General features: G+C 61.8%; 9 protein-coding genes and 2 tRNA genes. 2 read left to right on the top strand and 9 right to left on the bottom strand.

Translation table 11 applies throughout. The features are described from left to right. Positions 1–59 precede the first annotated feature (59 nt). Positions 60–611, top strand: coding sequence for an HAD family hydrolase (locus AC30NL_RS08210; RefSeq protein ID WP_489463513.1), 552 nt, complete (start codon positions 60–62; stop codon positions 609–611). A 25-nt stretch (positions 612–636) separates the two neighbouring features. Here the strand turns inward: AC30NL_RS08210 and AC30NL_RS08205 are convergent, their stop codons facing one another. The 7 genes from AC30NL_RS08205 to argA form a co-directional block, all read right to left on the bottom strand. Further along, positions 637–1,581 (bottom strand): adenylate/guanylate cyclase domain-containing protein, encoded by a 945-nt coding sequence (locus AC30NL_RS08205; protein ID WP_489463512.1) that lies wholly within the window; start codon positions 1,579–1,581, stop codon positions 637–639. Positions 1,582–1,735: 154 nt separating this feature from the next. After that, on the bottom strand, positions 1,736–3,958 hold the full coding sequence (gene rpoD / locus AC30NL_RS08200; RefSeq protein WP_489463511.1) for an RNA polymerase sigma factor RpoD: 2,223 nt from the start codon (positions 3,956–3,958) through the stop codon (positions 1,736–1,738). Between the two features lie 395 nt (positions 3,959–4,353). Beyond that, complete coding sequence (gene dnaG, locus AC30NL_RS08195; RefSeq protein WP_489463514.1) at positions 4,354–6,189, bottom strand: DNA primase; 1,836 nt, start codon at positions 6,187–6,189, stop codon at positions 4,354–4,356. 40 nt (positions 6,190–6,229) lie between these two features. Further along, a complete protein-coding gene (locus AC30NL_RS08190) occupies positions 6,230–8,884 on the bottom strand; it encodes a bifunctional diguanylate cyclase/phosphodiesterase (RefSeq protein ID WP_489463510.1) in 2,655 nt (884 codons plus the stop codon). A 503-nt stretch (positions 8,885–9,387) separates the two neighbouring features. Then, positions 9,388–9,699 (bottom strand): H-NS histone family protein, encoded by a 312-nt coding sequence (locus AC30NL_RS08185; protein WP_489463509.1) that lies wholly within the window; start codon positions 9,697–9,699, stop codon positions 9,388–9,390. Positions 9,700–9,808: 109 nt separating this feature from the next. Continuing rightward, entirely contained in the window at positions 9,809–10,090 is a 282-nt protein-coding gene (locus AC30NL_RS08180; RefSeq protein WP_489463508.1) for an oxidative damage protection protein, read from the bottom strand. A gap of 13 nt (positions 10,091–10,103) precedes the next feature. Then, positions 10,104–11,444, bottom strand: a complete 1,341-nt coding sequence (argA, locus tag AC30NL_RS08175) for an amino-acid N-acetyltransferase (RefSeq protein WP_489463507.1) — start codon at positions 11,442–11,444, stop codon at positions 10,104–10,106. A 43-nt stretch (positions 11,445–11,487) separates the two neighbouring features. Between argA and hrpA the strand changes: the two genes are divergently transcribed. After that, a complete protein-coding gene (gene hrpA / locus AC30NL_RS08170; protein WP_489463506.1) occupies positions 11,488–15,384 on the top strand; it encodes an ATP-dependent RNA helicase HrpA in 3,897 nt (1,298 codons plus the stop codon). 46 nt (positions 15,385–15,430) lie between these two features. On the opposite strand, the gene AC30NL_RS08165 is transcribed toward hrpA, so the two are convergent. Both AC30NL_RS08165 and AC30NL_RS08160 read right to left on the bottom strand, forming a co-directional pair. Beyond that, positions 15,431–15,507 (bottom strand) — tRNA-Arg (locus tag AC30NL_RS08165). 24 nt (positions 15,508–15,531) lie between these two features. Beyond that, positions 15,532–15,608 (bottom strand) — tRNA-Pro (locus AC30NL_RS08160). Between the last annotated feature and the right edge of the window lie 221 nt (positions 15,609–15,829).

Raw genomic sequence — 15,829 nt, 5'->3', positions numbered from 1 at the left:
TTGCAAATGCTCGCCATAGCCAAGCTATGGCTGCGCTTTGCGCCTAGATCAGGCGCCTTTTGACGTGCTGCTCGGACACGTTCGAAATACTCCCAGCCTCTGAGATTGCGCACGACTTCAGCGCTATTCGCCGCGAGAGCATCCGGCGCGCGCTGGTGGCGGCTGGCGACGATCCGTCGCTGGCCGAGGCGGCGTTCGGGGCTTTCTTTGCGGCGCGGCATGAGCTGGAGTTTTACCCGGAGGTGGCCCACGCGCTGCAACGACTTGCATCCAAGTTTCCGCTGATGGCCTTGAGCAATGGCAATGCAGTGATTGGGAGAACCTCGCTTGGCCACTTGTTCTCCGGCGCGATCAGTGCGCGCGAGTTCGGCATTGGCAAGCCCGATCCCCGAATCTTTCATGAAGCGTGCCGGATGCTCGGTTGCAAGCCGGCGCAGGTGCTTCATGTGGGTGACGACCTGGAGCTTGACGTGCTGGCGGCGCGCGACGCGGGTCTGCACACCTTCTGGCTGCGCCGTGAAGGGTGTGAGCCCGTCGAGGATGTTCGGTATCGCGACCTTGCAACCGTGTCGTGCCTGAAGGCGCTGGCCGATCGGCTGGGCTGTTCATAACCCGGATTTGATCCAGGCTACGAACTCAAATGTCCGCGCCGGTCTGCGGCTGCGTGTCGGCGAATTTCATCACTTCGAAGCGCACAACCGGCGCCGTGGCGTCAGCTGGTGGTGAACCCAGGCCGATGAACCCACTGCCATGCAGCGTGCAAGTTCCCCGCCTCAGGCTCACGATTTCCGTGTCACCCGAGAAGCGTACATAAGTGCCGTTGTAGCTCAGGTCCGTGAGCTGGAATGTACCGCCGTGCCAGTCGATGCGCACGTGCGAGCGCGATACGCGCGAGTCGTCGATGCAATAGGTGGCTTGCGGGCTTCGACCGAGCACCACTGGGAGGCTGTGCGGCGAGTACACGCGGTTGGTCTCCATCCAAACGAGTCGGATGCCTTCGGGCTCGGGCGCACGCAAGACGTCGCCATAGGCCGTGGCCGCAGTGTCGCCCCAGCGGTGCGTTTCGAGCAGGTGAACGTAGACCGGCTCGACGCGGCCGCGGAGCTGCATGCGGTCGAGGCTTCTGAATCGGTATCGCTCGAGCGGGTCGAGCGCATTGAGCAGGGCCGAGGTGACGAGGGTTTCGTTGTCGCCGGCGTGGTCGAGCAGGCGGGCGGCAACGTTGACCGCATCGCCGAAATAGTCGTCGGCCATTTGCACCACTTCACCCAGGGCGAGACCGACCTGGAGCTTGAGAGCTGGGCGTGGTTGGCTGGCGGGAGGGCGGGTGCCAATGCGTTCGAGCTGGTCATGCATCTCGTCGGCGGCCATGACCGCGGAGGAGGCTGACATGAACATCGCCATCAGGCCATCGCCCAAGGTCTTGACGACAGTCCCGTCGCAGTTCTTTACCACGCGAGCAAGAAGTGCGACGCTTTGCGTGACGACCGATGTGGCTTCGGCGTTGCCGAGCGACTCATAGAGCGCCGTGCTGCCGCGCAGATCGGCAAACAGAACAGTGCGCTGGATGGTCTGGCTCATGGAATGTGAGTTTATCGTCCTGTGACAAAAATCACACAAAGAAGAAGCCCGGCATTGCCGGGCTTCTTCATGCGATAGGACGACCGCTTTTAGAGGTTGGCGTAGAGGCAGCTCGCTCACGCCAGCCACGCATCTAGCCTGGCCCTAGCCAACCTTACAGGTTGTCGAGATACGTGCGCAGCTTGTCCGAGCGGCTTGGGTGCTTGAGCTTTCGGATCGCCTTCGCCTCGATCTGGCGGATGCGCTCGCGCGTGACATCGAACTGCTTGCCCACTTCTTCCAACGTGTGGTCGGTGGACATTTCGATGCCGAAGCGCATGCGAAGCACCTTGGCTTCACGCGGGGTGAGGGAATCGAGGATGTCCTTGACCACGTCGCGAAGACCCGCCTGCATTGCAGCCTCGATCGGTGCTGTGTTGTTGGTGTCTTCGATGAAGTCGCCCAGATGCGAATCGTCGTCGTCCCCGATCGGCGTTTCCATGGAGATCGGTTCTTTGGCGATCTTCATGATCTTGCGAATCTTGTCCTCGGGGATCTCCATCTTCTCTGCCAGAGTCGGCGCGTCCGGCTCGAAGCCGAACTCTTGCAAATGCTGGCGTGAGATGCGGTTCATCTTGTTGATCGTCTCGATCATGTGAACCGGAATTCGGATGGTGCGGGCCTGGTCGGCGATCGAGCGCGTGATGGCCTGGCGGATCCACCACGTCGCATAGGTCGAAAACTTGTAGCCGCGACGGTATTCAAACTTGTCTACCGCCTTCATCAGGCCGATGTTGCCCTCCTGGATCAAGTCGAGAAACTGCAGGCCGCGGTTGGTGTACTTCTTCGCGATGGAGATCACGAGGCGCAGGTTGGCCTCGATCATTTCCTTCTTCGCGTCGCGAGAGGCCTTCTCGCCTTCGTTCATGCGCTTGTTGATCTTCTTCAGGTCTTCGAGCGGCACGACGGCGCGGGCTTGCTGGTCAGTCAGCTTCTTTTGCAGCTCCTGCACCGGCGGCAGGTTTCGCGACAGCACTGCGCTGTAAGGCTTGGCCAGCGCCACTTCTTTTTCTGCCCACTTGAGATTCAGGATGTTGGGCGGGAAGTGCTTGATGAAGTAGTCCTGCGGCATGCCGCACTTGTCGACCAGGATCTTGCGCAGTTCGCGCTCGTAGCGGCGAACGTCGTCCACCTGCGAACGCAAGATGGCGCACAGCTTCTCGATGGTCTTTACCGTGAAGCGGATGGTCATCAACTCTGCGCTGATAGCGTGCTGAGCCTTGTTGTAGGCCGGCGATTGATAGCCTTCCTTCTCGAAAGCCTTGCGCATCTTGTCGAAGTTGATGCGCAGGTTCGCGAATTTCGCGAGCGCCGCGCTCTTTAGTTCTTCGAGTTTCTTGGTCAGCGCCTTGGAGCCGCCCTGGCCGTCGTCGTCGTCTTCTTCGTCGAAGAAGTCCACGTCTTCTTCGGCCACGTAGTCGTCGGCCTCATCCTCGGATACGAAACCATCGACGGCCTCGGAGATCTGCATCTCGCCGGCGGTAATCTTGTCCGCATAGGCGAGGATTTCCGCGATCGTCGTGGGCGAAGCACTGATGGCCAGCATCATGGCCTGCAGGCCGCCTTCGATGCGCTTGGCGATTTCGATTTCGCCTTCGCGCGTCAGCAGCTCGACGGTGCCCATTTCGCGCATGTACATGCGCACCGGGTCGGTCGTGCGGCCGAATTCGGAGTCGACCGTCGACAGCGCCGCCTCAGCCGCTTCTTCGGCTTCTTCTTCCGTCGCGGTGGTGGTGCCGCCGCCGGCGATCAGGAGCGTGGCCGCGTCGGGCGCCTGCTCATAGACTGCGATGCCCATGTCGTTGAGCATCGAGACGATCGCCTCAAGGATCTCGTTGTCGACCAGCTTTTCGGGCAGGTGGTCGTTGATTTCCTGGTGCGTCAGGAAACCACGCGTCTTGCCCATCTTGATGAGGGTCTTGAGCTCCTGGCGACGCTTGGCAACTTCCTCTTCGGTGAGCGCGGTCTCGTCAAGACCGAATTCGCGCATCAGCGCGCGCTCCTTGGCGCGCGAAACCTTCATGCGAAGCGGCTTGACCTTGGCGGCCTTGGCTTCTCCTTCGTCAGCCACTTCGACTTCGGGTTCGCCTTCGAGGTCGGCCTCGAGATCCGAGAAGTCTTCGTCCTCGCCCTCGGGCTTCTTGGTCGCAGCCTTGTCTTGACCCTTTGGCTTGCGACCGCGCTTGCCTTTCGCGTCATCAGCCGGCTTCCCGCCAGCGGCAGTGGCCTTCTTCTTGTCTTCGGGCTCGGCCTTCGCGCCCTTGTGGGCAGCGGCCTTGGGCGCAGCTTTGGCTGCGGCCTTGGGGGCGGGAGCGGGTGCGCTCTTCTTCGCGGTCATGCAATTCCTCGGGTGATGATGGGCTTCACGGCCTTGAACTGGCAGGCTTTACGCCACGGCCCCGAAAGGGCCATGTCCAATGCGCTGCCCAAAACGACATGTGGTGCGATCGGTGAAATCTGCAAGGCCAAGGCTAACGCCGGCACGGACACCCCGCGTCCGAAGAAGCGGTGGCGTTGGCCAGCTTTGGCGGACAAGCTCACGTGAACCTTTTACATGCAGCCCTTGCGGGTATGGGTGGCCTTCAGTGGGGACCCTGGGTCAGAGGGTGGCCGGGGCCCGGAGGTGCTGCTTCACTCTTGCCGCGTAACAAACCCTCAATTATTGTCCAAGAAGTATGACCCGTCAAAGTTGCAAAGCAATGAAATTCGAATCCGTCGTGCAGGATTATGCAATCAGCGGGTTTGCTCTGGTGATTTCGCGACCTGGGCCTTGAGACGTGCCTGGGCGGCCATGAGTTCCTTGCCGCGCAAATGCGCGTCGGGCGAGAGGGAGCCGGACTCGAAGAGTAACTTCAACTCTTCCTCGATGGATTGCAGTCGAAGCCGATTCAGCAGGATCGACAAATCTAAAGCGAGATTTGCTTCAGGGTCAGGATCATGGAAGCCGGCGACGCGGTCAATTACCGGGACGGCATTCATGTCCTGGGCTTGCGCACGCAACTCCGGCAGCAAGGCTGCGCTCGCCAGGGGGCCGTGATCGAGCACTTGGCGCTCGAGGCAAGCAAAGAACGCGTCATAAGGCGCTGCTTGGTCGGCCAGGAGATCGTGCGACTCACCGTCGAGAGTCATCCACAGGTCGCTGCGTTGGATGAGCAGCCATAACGCACGATCCAGGAGGTTCGCCGTCCCTTGGTTGACACGGCGGTTGATGCGCGGGGTCTGGCGCCGGGGAGGTGGGGATTCGCGTTCGAACTCATCCGAGTGGGGGCGCTGTCCGGGCGCGGGGGCGGCACCCCATAGCGAACTGAGATCGGCAGCGGTCAGCCGCCCGAGTTGTGCAAGATCGGTGTGGATGTGCCGCTTCAGCGCGCCGTCGGGCAAGGCGTTCCACATCGGGCGGGCGTTGGCGAGCATCTTGGCGCGACCTTCGGCGGTGTCCAGATCGCAACCTTCGCTCGCGACTTCCGGCAATTGCTTTGACAGCGGCACAGCTTGCTGAACACGCTGCTCGAAGGCTTCTTCACCAAACTCGCGCACGTACGAATCGGGGTCGTGCTCGGTCGGCAGGAAGAGGAACCGGATGCTGCGCGTGTCATTGGCGTGGGGCAGGGCAGCTTCCAGCGCCCGGCCCGCGGCGCGGCGGCCGGCGGTGTCGCCGTCGAAGCTGAACACCACGGACTCGGTGAAGCGGAAGAGCTTTTGCACGTGCTCGGCCGTGCAGGCGGTGCCAAGCGTTGCCACGGCGTTCGGGAATCCGAGCTGCGCGAGCGCCACAACGTCCATGTAGCCCTCGACGATCAGCACATAGCCCTTTTGCCGCAGGGCGGTGCGGGCCTCGAAGAGTCCGTACAGTTCTCGGCCTTTGCTGAAGACAGGCGTTTCCGGCGAGTTCAGGTATTTGGGCTCGCCCTTGTCGAGCACGCGACCGCCGAAGCCGATGACGTCTCCGTGCACCGATCGGATTGGGAACATGATGCGATCGCGGAAGCGGTCGTAGCGCTTTCGATCCGCTTCGTTGTCGCTGTCAGCGTTTTGCGAGATGACGAGCCCGCTCTCTTCAAGAAGCGGATCGTCGTAGCGAGGAAAGACGCTCGCAAGGCTGCGCCATCCGTCTTGGGCATATCCCATGCCGAAGCGCGCTGCGATCTGGCCGCTGAGTCCCCGCCCCTTGAGATAGGCCACGGCACGTGGGCTGTCCTTCAACTGCTGCTTGTAGTGGTCGGCAGCCTTGGCAAGCACATCGCTGAGTGTGGCCTGCCGTTGCTTCAGTGCGTTGGCGCGCTCACGCTCTTCGGGCGAACTGTCGTCTTCGGGCACGGCCATGCCGACTTGCTGGGCCAGGTCGCGCACCGCGTCCAGGAAGCCCATGCCGGAGTACTCCATGAGGAAGCGCAGTGCGTCTCCGTGCACGCCGCAGCCGAAGCAGTGGTAGGTCTGACGGGTTGGGCTGACGATGAAACTCGGTGACTTTTCACCGTGAAAGGGGCACAAGCCCTTGTGGTTGATGCCCGCTTTTTTCAGGTCAACCTGGCGGCCTACCACCTCGACGATGTCGACGCGGCTGAGCATGTCCTGGATGAAGGTCGGCGGAATCACTTCGAGAGTCGATTCACTGAATCGTTGCCGCCCGCCGCGGCGCCGGAAACGAGTTCTTATAGTTGCGCACCCAGTCGTAGACCTCTGCGACCGGCATGGCCTGCGCGATGCCGTTGCCTTGCCCGACGTCGCAGCCCAGTTCGATCAAACGCTGTGCCTGCTCAGGCGATTCCACGCCTTCTGCCACGACTTTGCATCCGAAAGTCTCTGACAGGTCGATGACGCCTTCGACGATCGCCATGTCTTGCCGGTCGACGAGCATGTTGAGCACGAAAGACCGGTCGATCTTCAGGAAGTCCAGCGGCAGACGCTTGAGGTAAGTGAAAGTCGAGTACCCCGTGCCGAAGTCGTCCAGCGCGAAGCGCACGCCGAGATCTCGGCACTCTTCCATCAGCGCACAGGTGTAGTCGACATCAGCCAGTGCCGCGGTTTCGAGCACCTCTATGACGAGCCGCTGCGCGACCGGCGTGGTGTGGCGGCCCAGCAAACCCGCCAGGAGCTTCGCAAACGAGGGCTCCTGCAAATGCCGCGCAGAAATGTTGACACTGACAGTGATGTCCAGCCCCATGCGCTGCCACTTCGCCAACTGCTCGATGCCTTCTTGCAGCACCCAGTCGCCCACGCGTGCACTGAGGCCCGTGTGTTCAATGAGCGGCAGGAACTGCGCCGGCGCGATCACGCCGTGTTGCGGATGTTTCCAGCGCAAGAGCGCTTCCACGCCAAGCACGCGGCCCAGGCGCATGTCGACTTTGGGCTGGTAGTAGAGGACGAACTCGTTGGAATCGAGCGCATCTTGTACGCGACCAAGCGCCTCGAAGTGCTGTTCGGTGCGTCGATCATGTTCCGCGTCGAAAAAAAGATAGCCATTGCGCCCAGCCTGCTTTGCGCCATACATCGCGTGGTCGGCGTGGCGCAGCAGCGTATCGGCGTCGGCCTTGTCGATCGGATAGACGGTTGCGCCGATGCTCGCCGTGATCGACAAAGGGCCCGTCCCGACGCCCGGGCCGTAAGGCTGCGAGACGCTGCGCATCACGCGTTCGACCGCATGCCTGCCTTCTTCCAGCGTGGCCGTCCGAAGCAGCAGCACGAACTCGTCGCCGCCCAAGCGCGCGACCGCATCGTCACCGCTGGCCCAGTGGCGCAGCGATCGGCGCAATCGATCGGACAGGTCGACCAACAGGCGGTCGCCAGCCTCGTGGCCGTGGTTGTCGTTGACGGGCTTGAAGTGATCAAGATCCAGGTAGCAAATGGTGAGCAGAAAGCCTTCGCGCTCGCTCGCGACCATGGCCTCACGCAGCAGGTGCGCAAGACGCGCCCGATTGGGCAGGCCTGTGAGCTCATCGGTATGCGCCTGGCGTTCGAGTTGTGCGCGCTGAGCCTGCGCCTGCGTGATGTCGGCAATGGCGAGTGCGTGAAAGCGGATCTGCCCGTTCTGGCCCTTGACCGCCGAGACGGTGACCTGCAGCGTGCACGGCTCGCCGTTGCGACGCCGGTCGACGGTCTCTCCGCGCCAGCTTCCCGACGCTTGCAGGCCGTCGCGCATTTCGGTCTGTTGACGCTCGGTGGCGGAGCCTGTCGGTGCGGCACGCATCAGCGGCGCTATCGTGCCCAGCATCTCTTCGCGAGAAAACCCGGTGATGGCCGAGAAGGTGGGGTTCACGTCGAGAATGCGATGGTTTGCATCGGTGATCAGCAAGCCTTCGTGCAGATGTTCGAACAGCTTGGCCGAGAGCTGATAGCGCTCATCGATGCTGCGCAGCTCCCCGACCAGTGCGGTCAGCAGCGAAGGCGTTGCCGACAGAGTGCAGGCATAGATCCAGAGCACCGCGATGCTCTGCGCCATCGTTGCTTCGAAGAACGGGCCGCGGCCGGTGGCTGTGGCGTAAGCGGCGGCGCCGGTCACTAACAGTGCGGTGAGGGACGACGCGAATATGCCGCTGCGCACGGCCATCCAGCAGAGCAACAAGGGTGGCAGAAAGATGAGCGGCGACAGCGGCGCATCGTGGGCGCTGGTGCTGAACGCCAGCAGGCCGCTTGCAAGGCAGGCGCCCATCAACAGGAAGGTAAGAGTCCACCGCCATCCGCCCAACGCACGACTGAGCGTGCTGCGCGACATGGTAAGCAAGGGCACGCCGAGCAGGAAGGTGCCCACCGCAGCACCCAGCCAACCATACAGCCATGCGGCAGGCAACTGTGCGAGCGGAACGGAGCCAAGGATGCCGAGCGAAAGCACGGACAAGCAGGCCGTGAGCAGGGGGCCGGCGACCGCGCCGATCAAACAGAAATGCCACAGGTCGCGACGGTGATCCAGGGCGTGATGAAAGGCAAGGCGACGCAGGCACCGGGTGGCGACCATCGGACCGATCGTTTGACTGACCGCCAGGGCGATGGCCAGGATCAGCGGTGTTCGATTGGACAGAAGCACGGCGAGCGCCCCGACGAGGATGGCCGGCCATAGTCCCGGACCCCGGCGCAGCAATGCCGCAATCGCTACACCCGCAGGCAACCAGAGCAGATTCACGTTCGCCGTCTGGGGCGCAATCACCATGCTCGCGGTGGCCGCCCAACAGTAGATCAGTGCGATCAGCACAAACTGGCCGGTCCCCATCAAGGACGGGGCGGGCAGAGCAAGGGTCAGCCGAGCAAACGGCAGGCGCAGGGTGGGCACAGGAAATGGCCAGTGGATGAGGGGAATTGGTGTATTTGCGTCGGGGACACACCCCACCGCGGGACGTATTGACCCCTGGCTTGATGCTGGCAGGGACGCAGGGCGCGACGAAGTTGTGAGGGATTATGGAGCGGCCTGTGCAGCAGGCTTGGCGAAGGGTGTGTCTTCAAGCACACGATGCGTCGCAAACGACTCGACGAAGTGTTGTCCGCACGGGAACTGCTCAATATGCCGAACGATATGCCTGTGAACAACAAGGGTGATACGTTGCGGAGTCGGTTCGAGAAGTTCGAACGGGATATCCGCGTTCGGACCAAAGATGGGATCGAATTGGACAACGAAGCGCCTTGCGTCGCATCCCGCCCAGCGCCCCCAAAACGGGAGCTTATTCCGGGCCAAATCCTAAGAAGTAGAGCCTGTGAAAAACTGAAAAAGAAAGCCGCCCGGAGGGCGGCTTTGTCGGACGAAACTGTAGCGGAGATTCGTCGCAGTCTTCCGCTCGGTCACTTGACGGCGAAATCTTCGACCTTGCGACCGGCTGCGAGGGCCGCCTTCAACCATTTGGGCTGAAGACCTCGTCCGCTCCAGGTGTCGCCCGTGGCGGTGTTGCGGTATTTGATGGCGACTTTGCCACCCTTGCCTGCGCCAGCGGGCTTGGAACTGGCCTTGGCACTCAAATCGGCGGCCGTGAGGCCGTATTGCGACATCAGGGTCCGCACCTTGGAAATGGCTTCGGCTCGTTCTTGCTTGCGCGTGGCATCGATTTCCTTTTCGAGGGCAGCCTTGCGGTCCAGCAGATCCTGAAGTGATGACATATCGGTTCCTTATGTGTCCACGTTTTCGCCATTCGGCGATGTGCGTGGATTCTAATGAATTGGATCTTTCTTTGCCAGCCCCTCTAAAAATCAGGATAACCCTGACTGGTCAGCCTTGGCTTTCGGTCGGCGGCACATAACCAGCCGGCTGTTCGACACCTTCGCCGAAAAAGAATCGCTCCATTTGACGCGCGAGATACTGGCGGGCGCGCTGGTCGGCCAGATTGAGCCTGTTTTCATTGACGAGCATGGTCTGGTGCTTCATCCAGAGCTGCCAAGCTTCCTTGCTCACTTCGTTGTAGATGCGCTTGCCGAGTTCGCCGGGATAGGGTGCGAAATCCAGGCCTTCGCCTTCCTTCTTGAGATACGTGCATTGAATGGTGCGTGCCATGACTAGAGCTCCTTTAAGTGAGTTTCTTCACGAGAACCTGCGAGCGGCGGTCCCAGTTGTATTTGCGTTTGCGCGCTTCAGGAAGCCAGTCGGCATCTACCTGCACAAACCCGCGCTTGATGAACCAGTGCATGGTGCGGGTGGTCAGCACGAATATGCTGTCCAGACCCTGCGACTTGGCGCGCTGTTCGATGCGCTTCAGGATGCGTTCACCGTCCCCCTGGCCTTGTACATGTGGCGAAACCGTCAACGCTGCCATCTCAGCGGTACGCGCCTCCGGATACGGATACAGTGCTGCGCAACCAAATATCACCCTGTCGTGCTCGATGACGGTGTAGTGGCCAATATCACGTTCGATCTCGGTTCTGTCTCGCGTGACGAGCGTTCCATCCTTTTCGAATGGCTCGATCAATTGCAACACGCCGCCCACATCGTCGGAGGTGGCCTCGCGCAGGCTTTCGAGTTTCTCATCGACGATCATGGTGCCCACGCCGTCGTGCGTAAAAGATTCCATCAGTACGGAACCATCGACCGAGAATGGAACGATATGCACGCGGTCGACGCCACTCTTGCTTGCCTTAACCGCGTGCTGCAAATAGAACGCGGTATCGGTGGGCTGCGTCGGGTTGGGCAGGGAAGCAAGTAATTTTTCTGCGTCGGCCAAAGCCAGTTCGTGGTCGATGTCGCTGTCCGGGTCCGTAGGGTCCAGCGGAATTCCCTTGACCTCGGTCACATAGATGAGCTTGTCGGCTTGCAGTGCGATGGCGGTGCTGGCGGCGACGTCTTCCATGCTCAGGTTGAAGGCCTCTCCTGTGGGGGAAAAGCCGAAGGGCGACAGCATCACCAATGCCCCGAAATCGACGGCGCGGCGAATGCCCGTCGCGTCGATCTTGCGCACGAGGCCGGTGTGCTGGAAGTCGACGCCGTCGACAATGCCGACCGGCCGCGCAGTGATGAAGTTTCCCGACACCACGCGGATCTGGCTGCCCGCCATGGGCGTGTTGGGCAGACCTTGCGAGAATGCGGCTTCGATCTCATATCGCAACTGGCCGGCAGCTTCTTGCGCACAATCGAGCGCGACGGCGTCGGTCACGCGCATGCCGTGACTGAAGCGTGAGACATGGCCCTTGGCGGCGAGTTGCTCTTCGACCTGCGGACGAAAGCCGTGCACCAGCACGACCTTGATGCCCATGGCGTAGATCAGCGCCAAGTCTTGCGCGAAGGCGCTGAGCCTGCCTGCTGCGATGAGTTCGCCGGCGATGGCAACGACGAAGGTCTTGCCCCGGTGCGCGTGGATGTACGGAGCCACCGAGCGGAACCAAGGAACGAACGTGTGTGGAAAGACGAGATCCATCGCGGCGCTTTGAAATAATCGACGATTTTTGCACGAAGGTCCGATGTCCTCACCCACGCGCGATCGCGCCGCCTTGGTCGCGAATCCAATTCCTGCGATCACGTTTCCCGAATCGCTGCCGGTTTCCGCGCGCCGGGACGAAATCGCACGCGCGATTGAAGCGCACCAGGTGGTGATCGTCTCGGGCGAAACCGGTTCGGGCAAGACCACGCAGTTGCCCAAGCTCGCGCTTGCGATGGGGCGGGGCAAGGGGGCGGGCGGCAAAGGCCTGATCGGCCACACGCAGCCGCGGCGGATCGCGGCGTCGAGTGTCGCGAAACGCATCGCGCAGGAGCTGAATTCGCCGCTGGGCGACGTCGTGGGCTTCAAGGTGCGCTTCCAGGACCGACTCTCGCCCGGCGCGAGCGTGAAGCTGATGACGGACGGCATCTTGCTGGCGGAAACACAGACCGATCCGCTCTTGAAGGCCTACGACACGATCATCATCGACGAGGCTCACGAGCGCAGTCTGAACATCGACTTTCTGCTCGGCTACCTGCGGCAGATCCTGCCGCGCCGGCCGGACCTGAAGGTCATCGTGACCTCCGCGACGATTGACGCCGACCGATTCGCCCAGCACTTCGCGTCGCGGCATGGTCCGGCCCCGGTGATCACCGTGTCGGGTCGGCTGTATCCCGTCGAGCAGCGCTGGCGGCCTTTTGAGGAAAGCCGCGAATACGGCTTGAACGATGCCATCGGCGACGCCGTCGATGAGCTGTGGCGCGAAGGTGCCGGCGATGCGCTCGTGTTCCTGCCCGGCGAGCGCGAGATTCGCGAAGCCGCAGAGCATCTGCGGCGGCATCATCCGCCGGCTGTGGAGGTCGTGCCGCTCTTTGCTCGCCTGAGTCAGCAGGAACAGGACCGCGTATTCGAACCGCACAGTGCGCGCCGCATCGTGCTTGCGACCAACGTGGCGGAAACCTCGCTCACGGTGCCCGGCATCCAGTACGTCGTCGACGCCGGTTCCGCGCGCGTCAAGCGCTACAGCTACCGCAACAAGGTCGAACAATTGCAAATCGAGGCGGTGAGCCAGGCCGCCGCGAACCAGCGGGCAGGGCGATGCGGGCGCGTGAGCAATGGCATTTGCATACGGCTGTACGACGAGAAGGACTTTGCCGGCCGGCCGCGATTCACCGATCCCGAAATTCTGCGGTCTTCACTTGCGGGCGTGATCTTGCGAATGATGTCGCTGGGCCTTGGGCTGGTCGAGGATTTTCCCTTCCTCGAACCGCCGCCCAAGCGCGCCATCGCCGATGGCTACCAACTGCTTGCCGAACTCGGCGCCGTGGACGAGCAGAACGAACTCACGCCCATGGGCAAGGAGTTGTCCAAGCTGCCGCTGGACCCGCGCGTCGGGCGGATGATTCTGGAGGCGCGCGACAGAAACGCGCTGACCGAAGTGCTGATCATCGCCTCGGCCATGAGCGTGCAGGACGTTCGCGACCGCCCGCTGGAACAGCAGCAAGCTGCGGACCATGCGCACAAGAAATTCGACGACGAGAAGTCCGAATTCATGGGGGACCTGAAGCTATGGAAATGGCTCGAAGAGGCCCGCGGCGGAAGCAAGGAACACAAGCTGTCGCACCGCAAGCAGGAGCAGCTTCTGCGCGACAACTTCATCTCGCCGCGCCGAGTGCGCGAGTGGCGCGACATTCATTCACAACTCCACACGGTGGTAGCCGAGCACGGCTGGCGATTGAACGGCACGGATGCGACCTACGAGCAGATCCACCTGTCGATGCTCGCGGGGCTGCTCGGCAACATTGGCCTGAAGAGCGACGAAGACGATTGGTACCTCGGCGCGCGCGGCATCAAGTTCTATCGCCACCCCGGCGCAAACCTGTCGAAGAAGCCCGGGCGCTGGATCGTGACCGCCGAACTGGTCGAGACCACCCGCCTCTTCGGCCGTGGCATCGCGGCCATCGAGCCGCAGTGGATTCCCGGCATTGCGGGGCATTTGTTGAAGACACAACTGCTCGATCCGCATTGGGAGAAAAAGCCAGCCGAGGTGGTGGCGCTGGAACGTGCGACGCTGTATGGGATCGTGATCTACAGCAATCGGCGTGTGAACTTTGCGAAGATCGACCCGGTTGGCGCGCGAGAAATCTTCATTCGCGAGGCATTGGTGGGCCAGGAGTGGGAAACAAAATTGCCGTTCCTTACGGCAAATCGCAAGATGATTGCGCAGGTCGAAGAGCTGGAGCACAAGTCGCGCCGGCAGGACGTGTTGGTGGATGACGAACTCATCCATGCCTTCTACGACCAGCAACTGCCCCCTGACGTGCACAGCGGGGCGAGTTTCGAGCGCTGGTATCGCGAGGAGAGCAAGCGGCAGCCCAAGCTGCTGTTTCTGACCCGTGATGAGCTGATGCGCCACGAGGCGGCGGGTATCACGACATCGGCGTTCCCGAAGACGATGCGCCTGGGCGGTGTCGATTGCTCAGCGACCTATCTGCACGAGCCGGGCGACATGAAGGATGGCGTGACGGTGAGTGTGCCGATCTACGCGCTGAACCAGGTCAGCGACGAGCGCTGCGAATGGCTGGTTCCGGGGATGCTCAAGGACAAGGTGATGGCGCTCGTGAAGAGCCTGCATCAGCGTCCGCGTTCGCGATTGATGCCGCTGCCGGAATTTGCGGAAGAGTTCATCGCGGCTGTCAACGTTGCGCACGGCTTCGGGTCTGGCAGCCTTGTCGACGCTTTGCTGAAGGCGGTGCGCGACAAGACCCAGCTCGACATCAAGCGTGGGGATTTCAAAATTGAACAGGTGCCGCAGCATTTGTTCATGAACTTCCGAGTGGTGGATGAACACGGGCGACAGTTGGGCATGGGGCGGAATCTGCCGGCGTTAAAGGCGGAATTGGGTGGGCAAGCGCGTTCGGCATTTCAGGCGCTGGCGGGGATGAAACTGGCGTTGGCTGAGGCTGTATCGGCTGCGCCCGCGGCTTCACCCCAACCCTCTCTGAAAGGGAGGGGGGGCAATTCGGTCCACCCTGCTCTCCATCTGGGAGAGGGCAGGGATGAGGGCTCAGGTGCGGCCCGCGAACCAGCTGCATCCACCTACACCGACTGGACCTTCGCCGATCTCCCCGAGCTCATGGAAGTCCGCAAAGGCAATCAAACCCTTGTCGGATTCCCCGCTCTCATCGACAAGACCACCCACGTCACAATTGAAGTTTTCGACGAGCCCGACGTGGCCGCCGCCAAGCACAAGGCCGGATTGCGCCGCCTCGTCGCACTGCAGATCAAGGATGCGCTCAAGTATCTCGAAAAAAACATCCCCGATCTGCAGAAGATGTCGGTTCTCTACATGCCACTTGGCACTGCCGACGAACTGCGGGAGCAGATCATCGACCTTGCGATCGACCGCGCCTTCCTGTCGGATCCTCTGCCGGCCGATGGGCATGCCTTCCGCCGCCGCATCGATGAAGGCCGTGGCCGGCTCACGCTCATCGCCAACGAGATCGCCCGCAGCGCGCTTCAAGTGCTCATCGACTTCGGCGCTGCGGTTCGCAAGCTCAAGGACTCGCGCGCACCCAAGGAGGTGAATGACGACGTGCAGGCGCAGTTGGCCAGGCTCGTCCCCAAACGTTTTGTGACGGGCACGCCCTGGGCGCAGTTGGCGCACCTGCCCAGGTACTTGAAGGGCATCACGATGCGTCTCGACAAATGGCGATCCGACCCCGAGCGAGATTCGTCGAGGCTCGCCGAGTTGAGGCCGATCGAGCAGCGCTTTTTGCGCACGCTTGCCGACCGCAAGGGCGTGATCGACGCCCGTCTTGAAGAATTCCGTTGGCTGCTGGAAGAACTGCGGGTGAGTCTTTTTGCGCAGGAACTACGCACGCCACAGCCGGTGAGCGTGAAGCGTCTCGAGAAGGCCTGGAGTCAGCTGAACCACTGATCCTCGAAGTCTTAGTCTTAGTTCGCTGGAATTGGCGGTCAGGAGGTGGCCTGCCCGGAGGGACTCGAACCCCCGACCCCCAGCTTAGAAGGCTGGTGCTCTATCCAGTTGAGCTACGGGCAGCGAGGTCGATGAAAGAGAAGAAGATGGTCGGGGTGAGATGATTCGAACATCCGACCCACTGGTCCCAAACCAGTTGCGCTACCAGGCTGCGCTACACCCCGAAGTCACGGATTGTACTCAGAGACTGAGAGTTTTTCGTTCATGCCCGCTCATCACGCCAAAAGCCCCCTGCTCGTCGTTGCAAATGCTCGCCATAGCACGAGCTGCACTAAACCGCTGAAGCGGTAGCCCTGCCGCCCAGGCCGGGGCCGCTTGCATGGCGCGGTAGTCCTGGCGCTCCGGTTGGAGAACGATAGAGAGGCTGTTCGCAGCACCCCATCGA

Origin of the sequence: Rhizobacter sp. (genome assembly GCA_021153565.1) — a bacterium.
Taxonomy (GTDB): domain Bacteria; phylum Pseudomonadota; class Gammaproteobacteria; order Burkholderiales; family Burkholderiaceae_C; genus Albitalea.
Note: the sequence above shows the minus strand (reverse complement) of the source record. Positions and strands in the feature narration are given on the sequence as shown.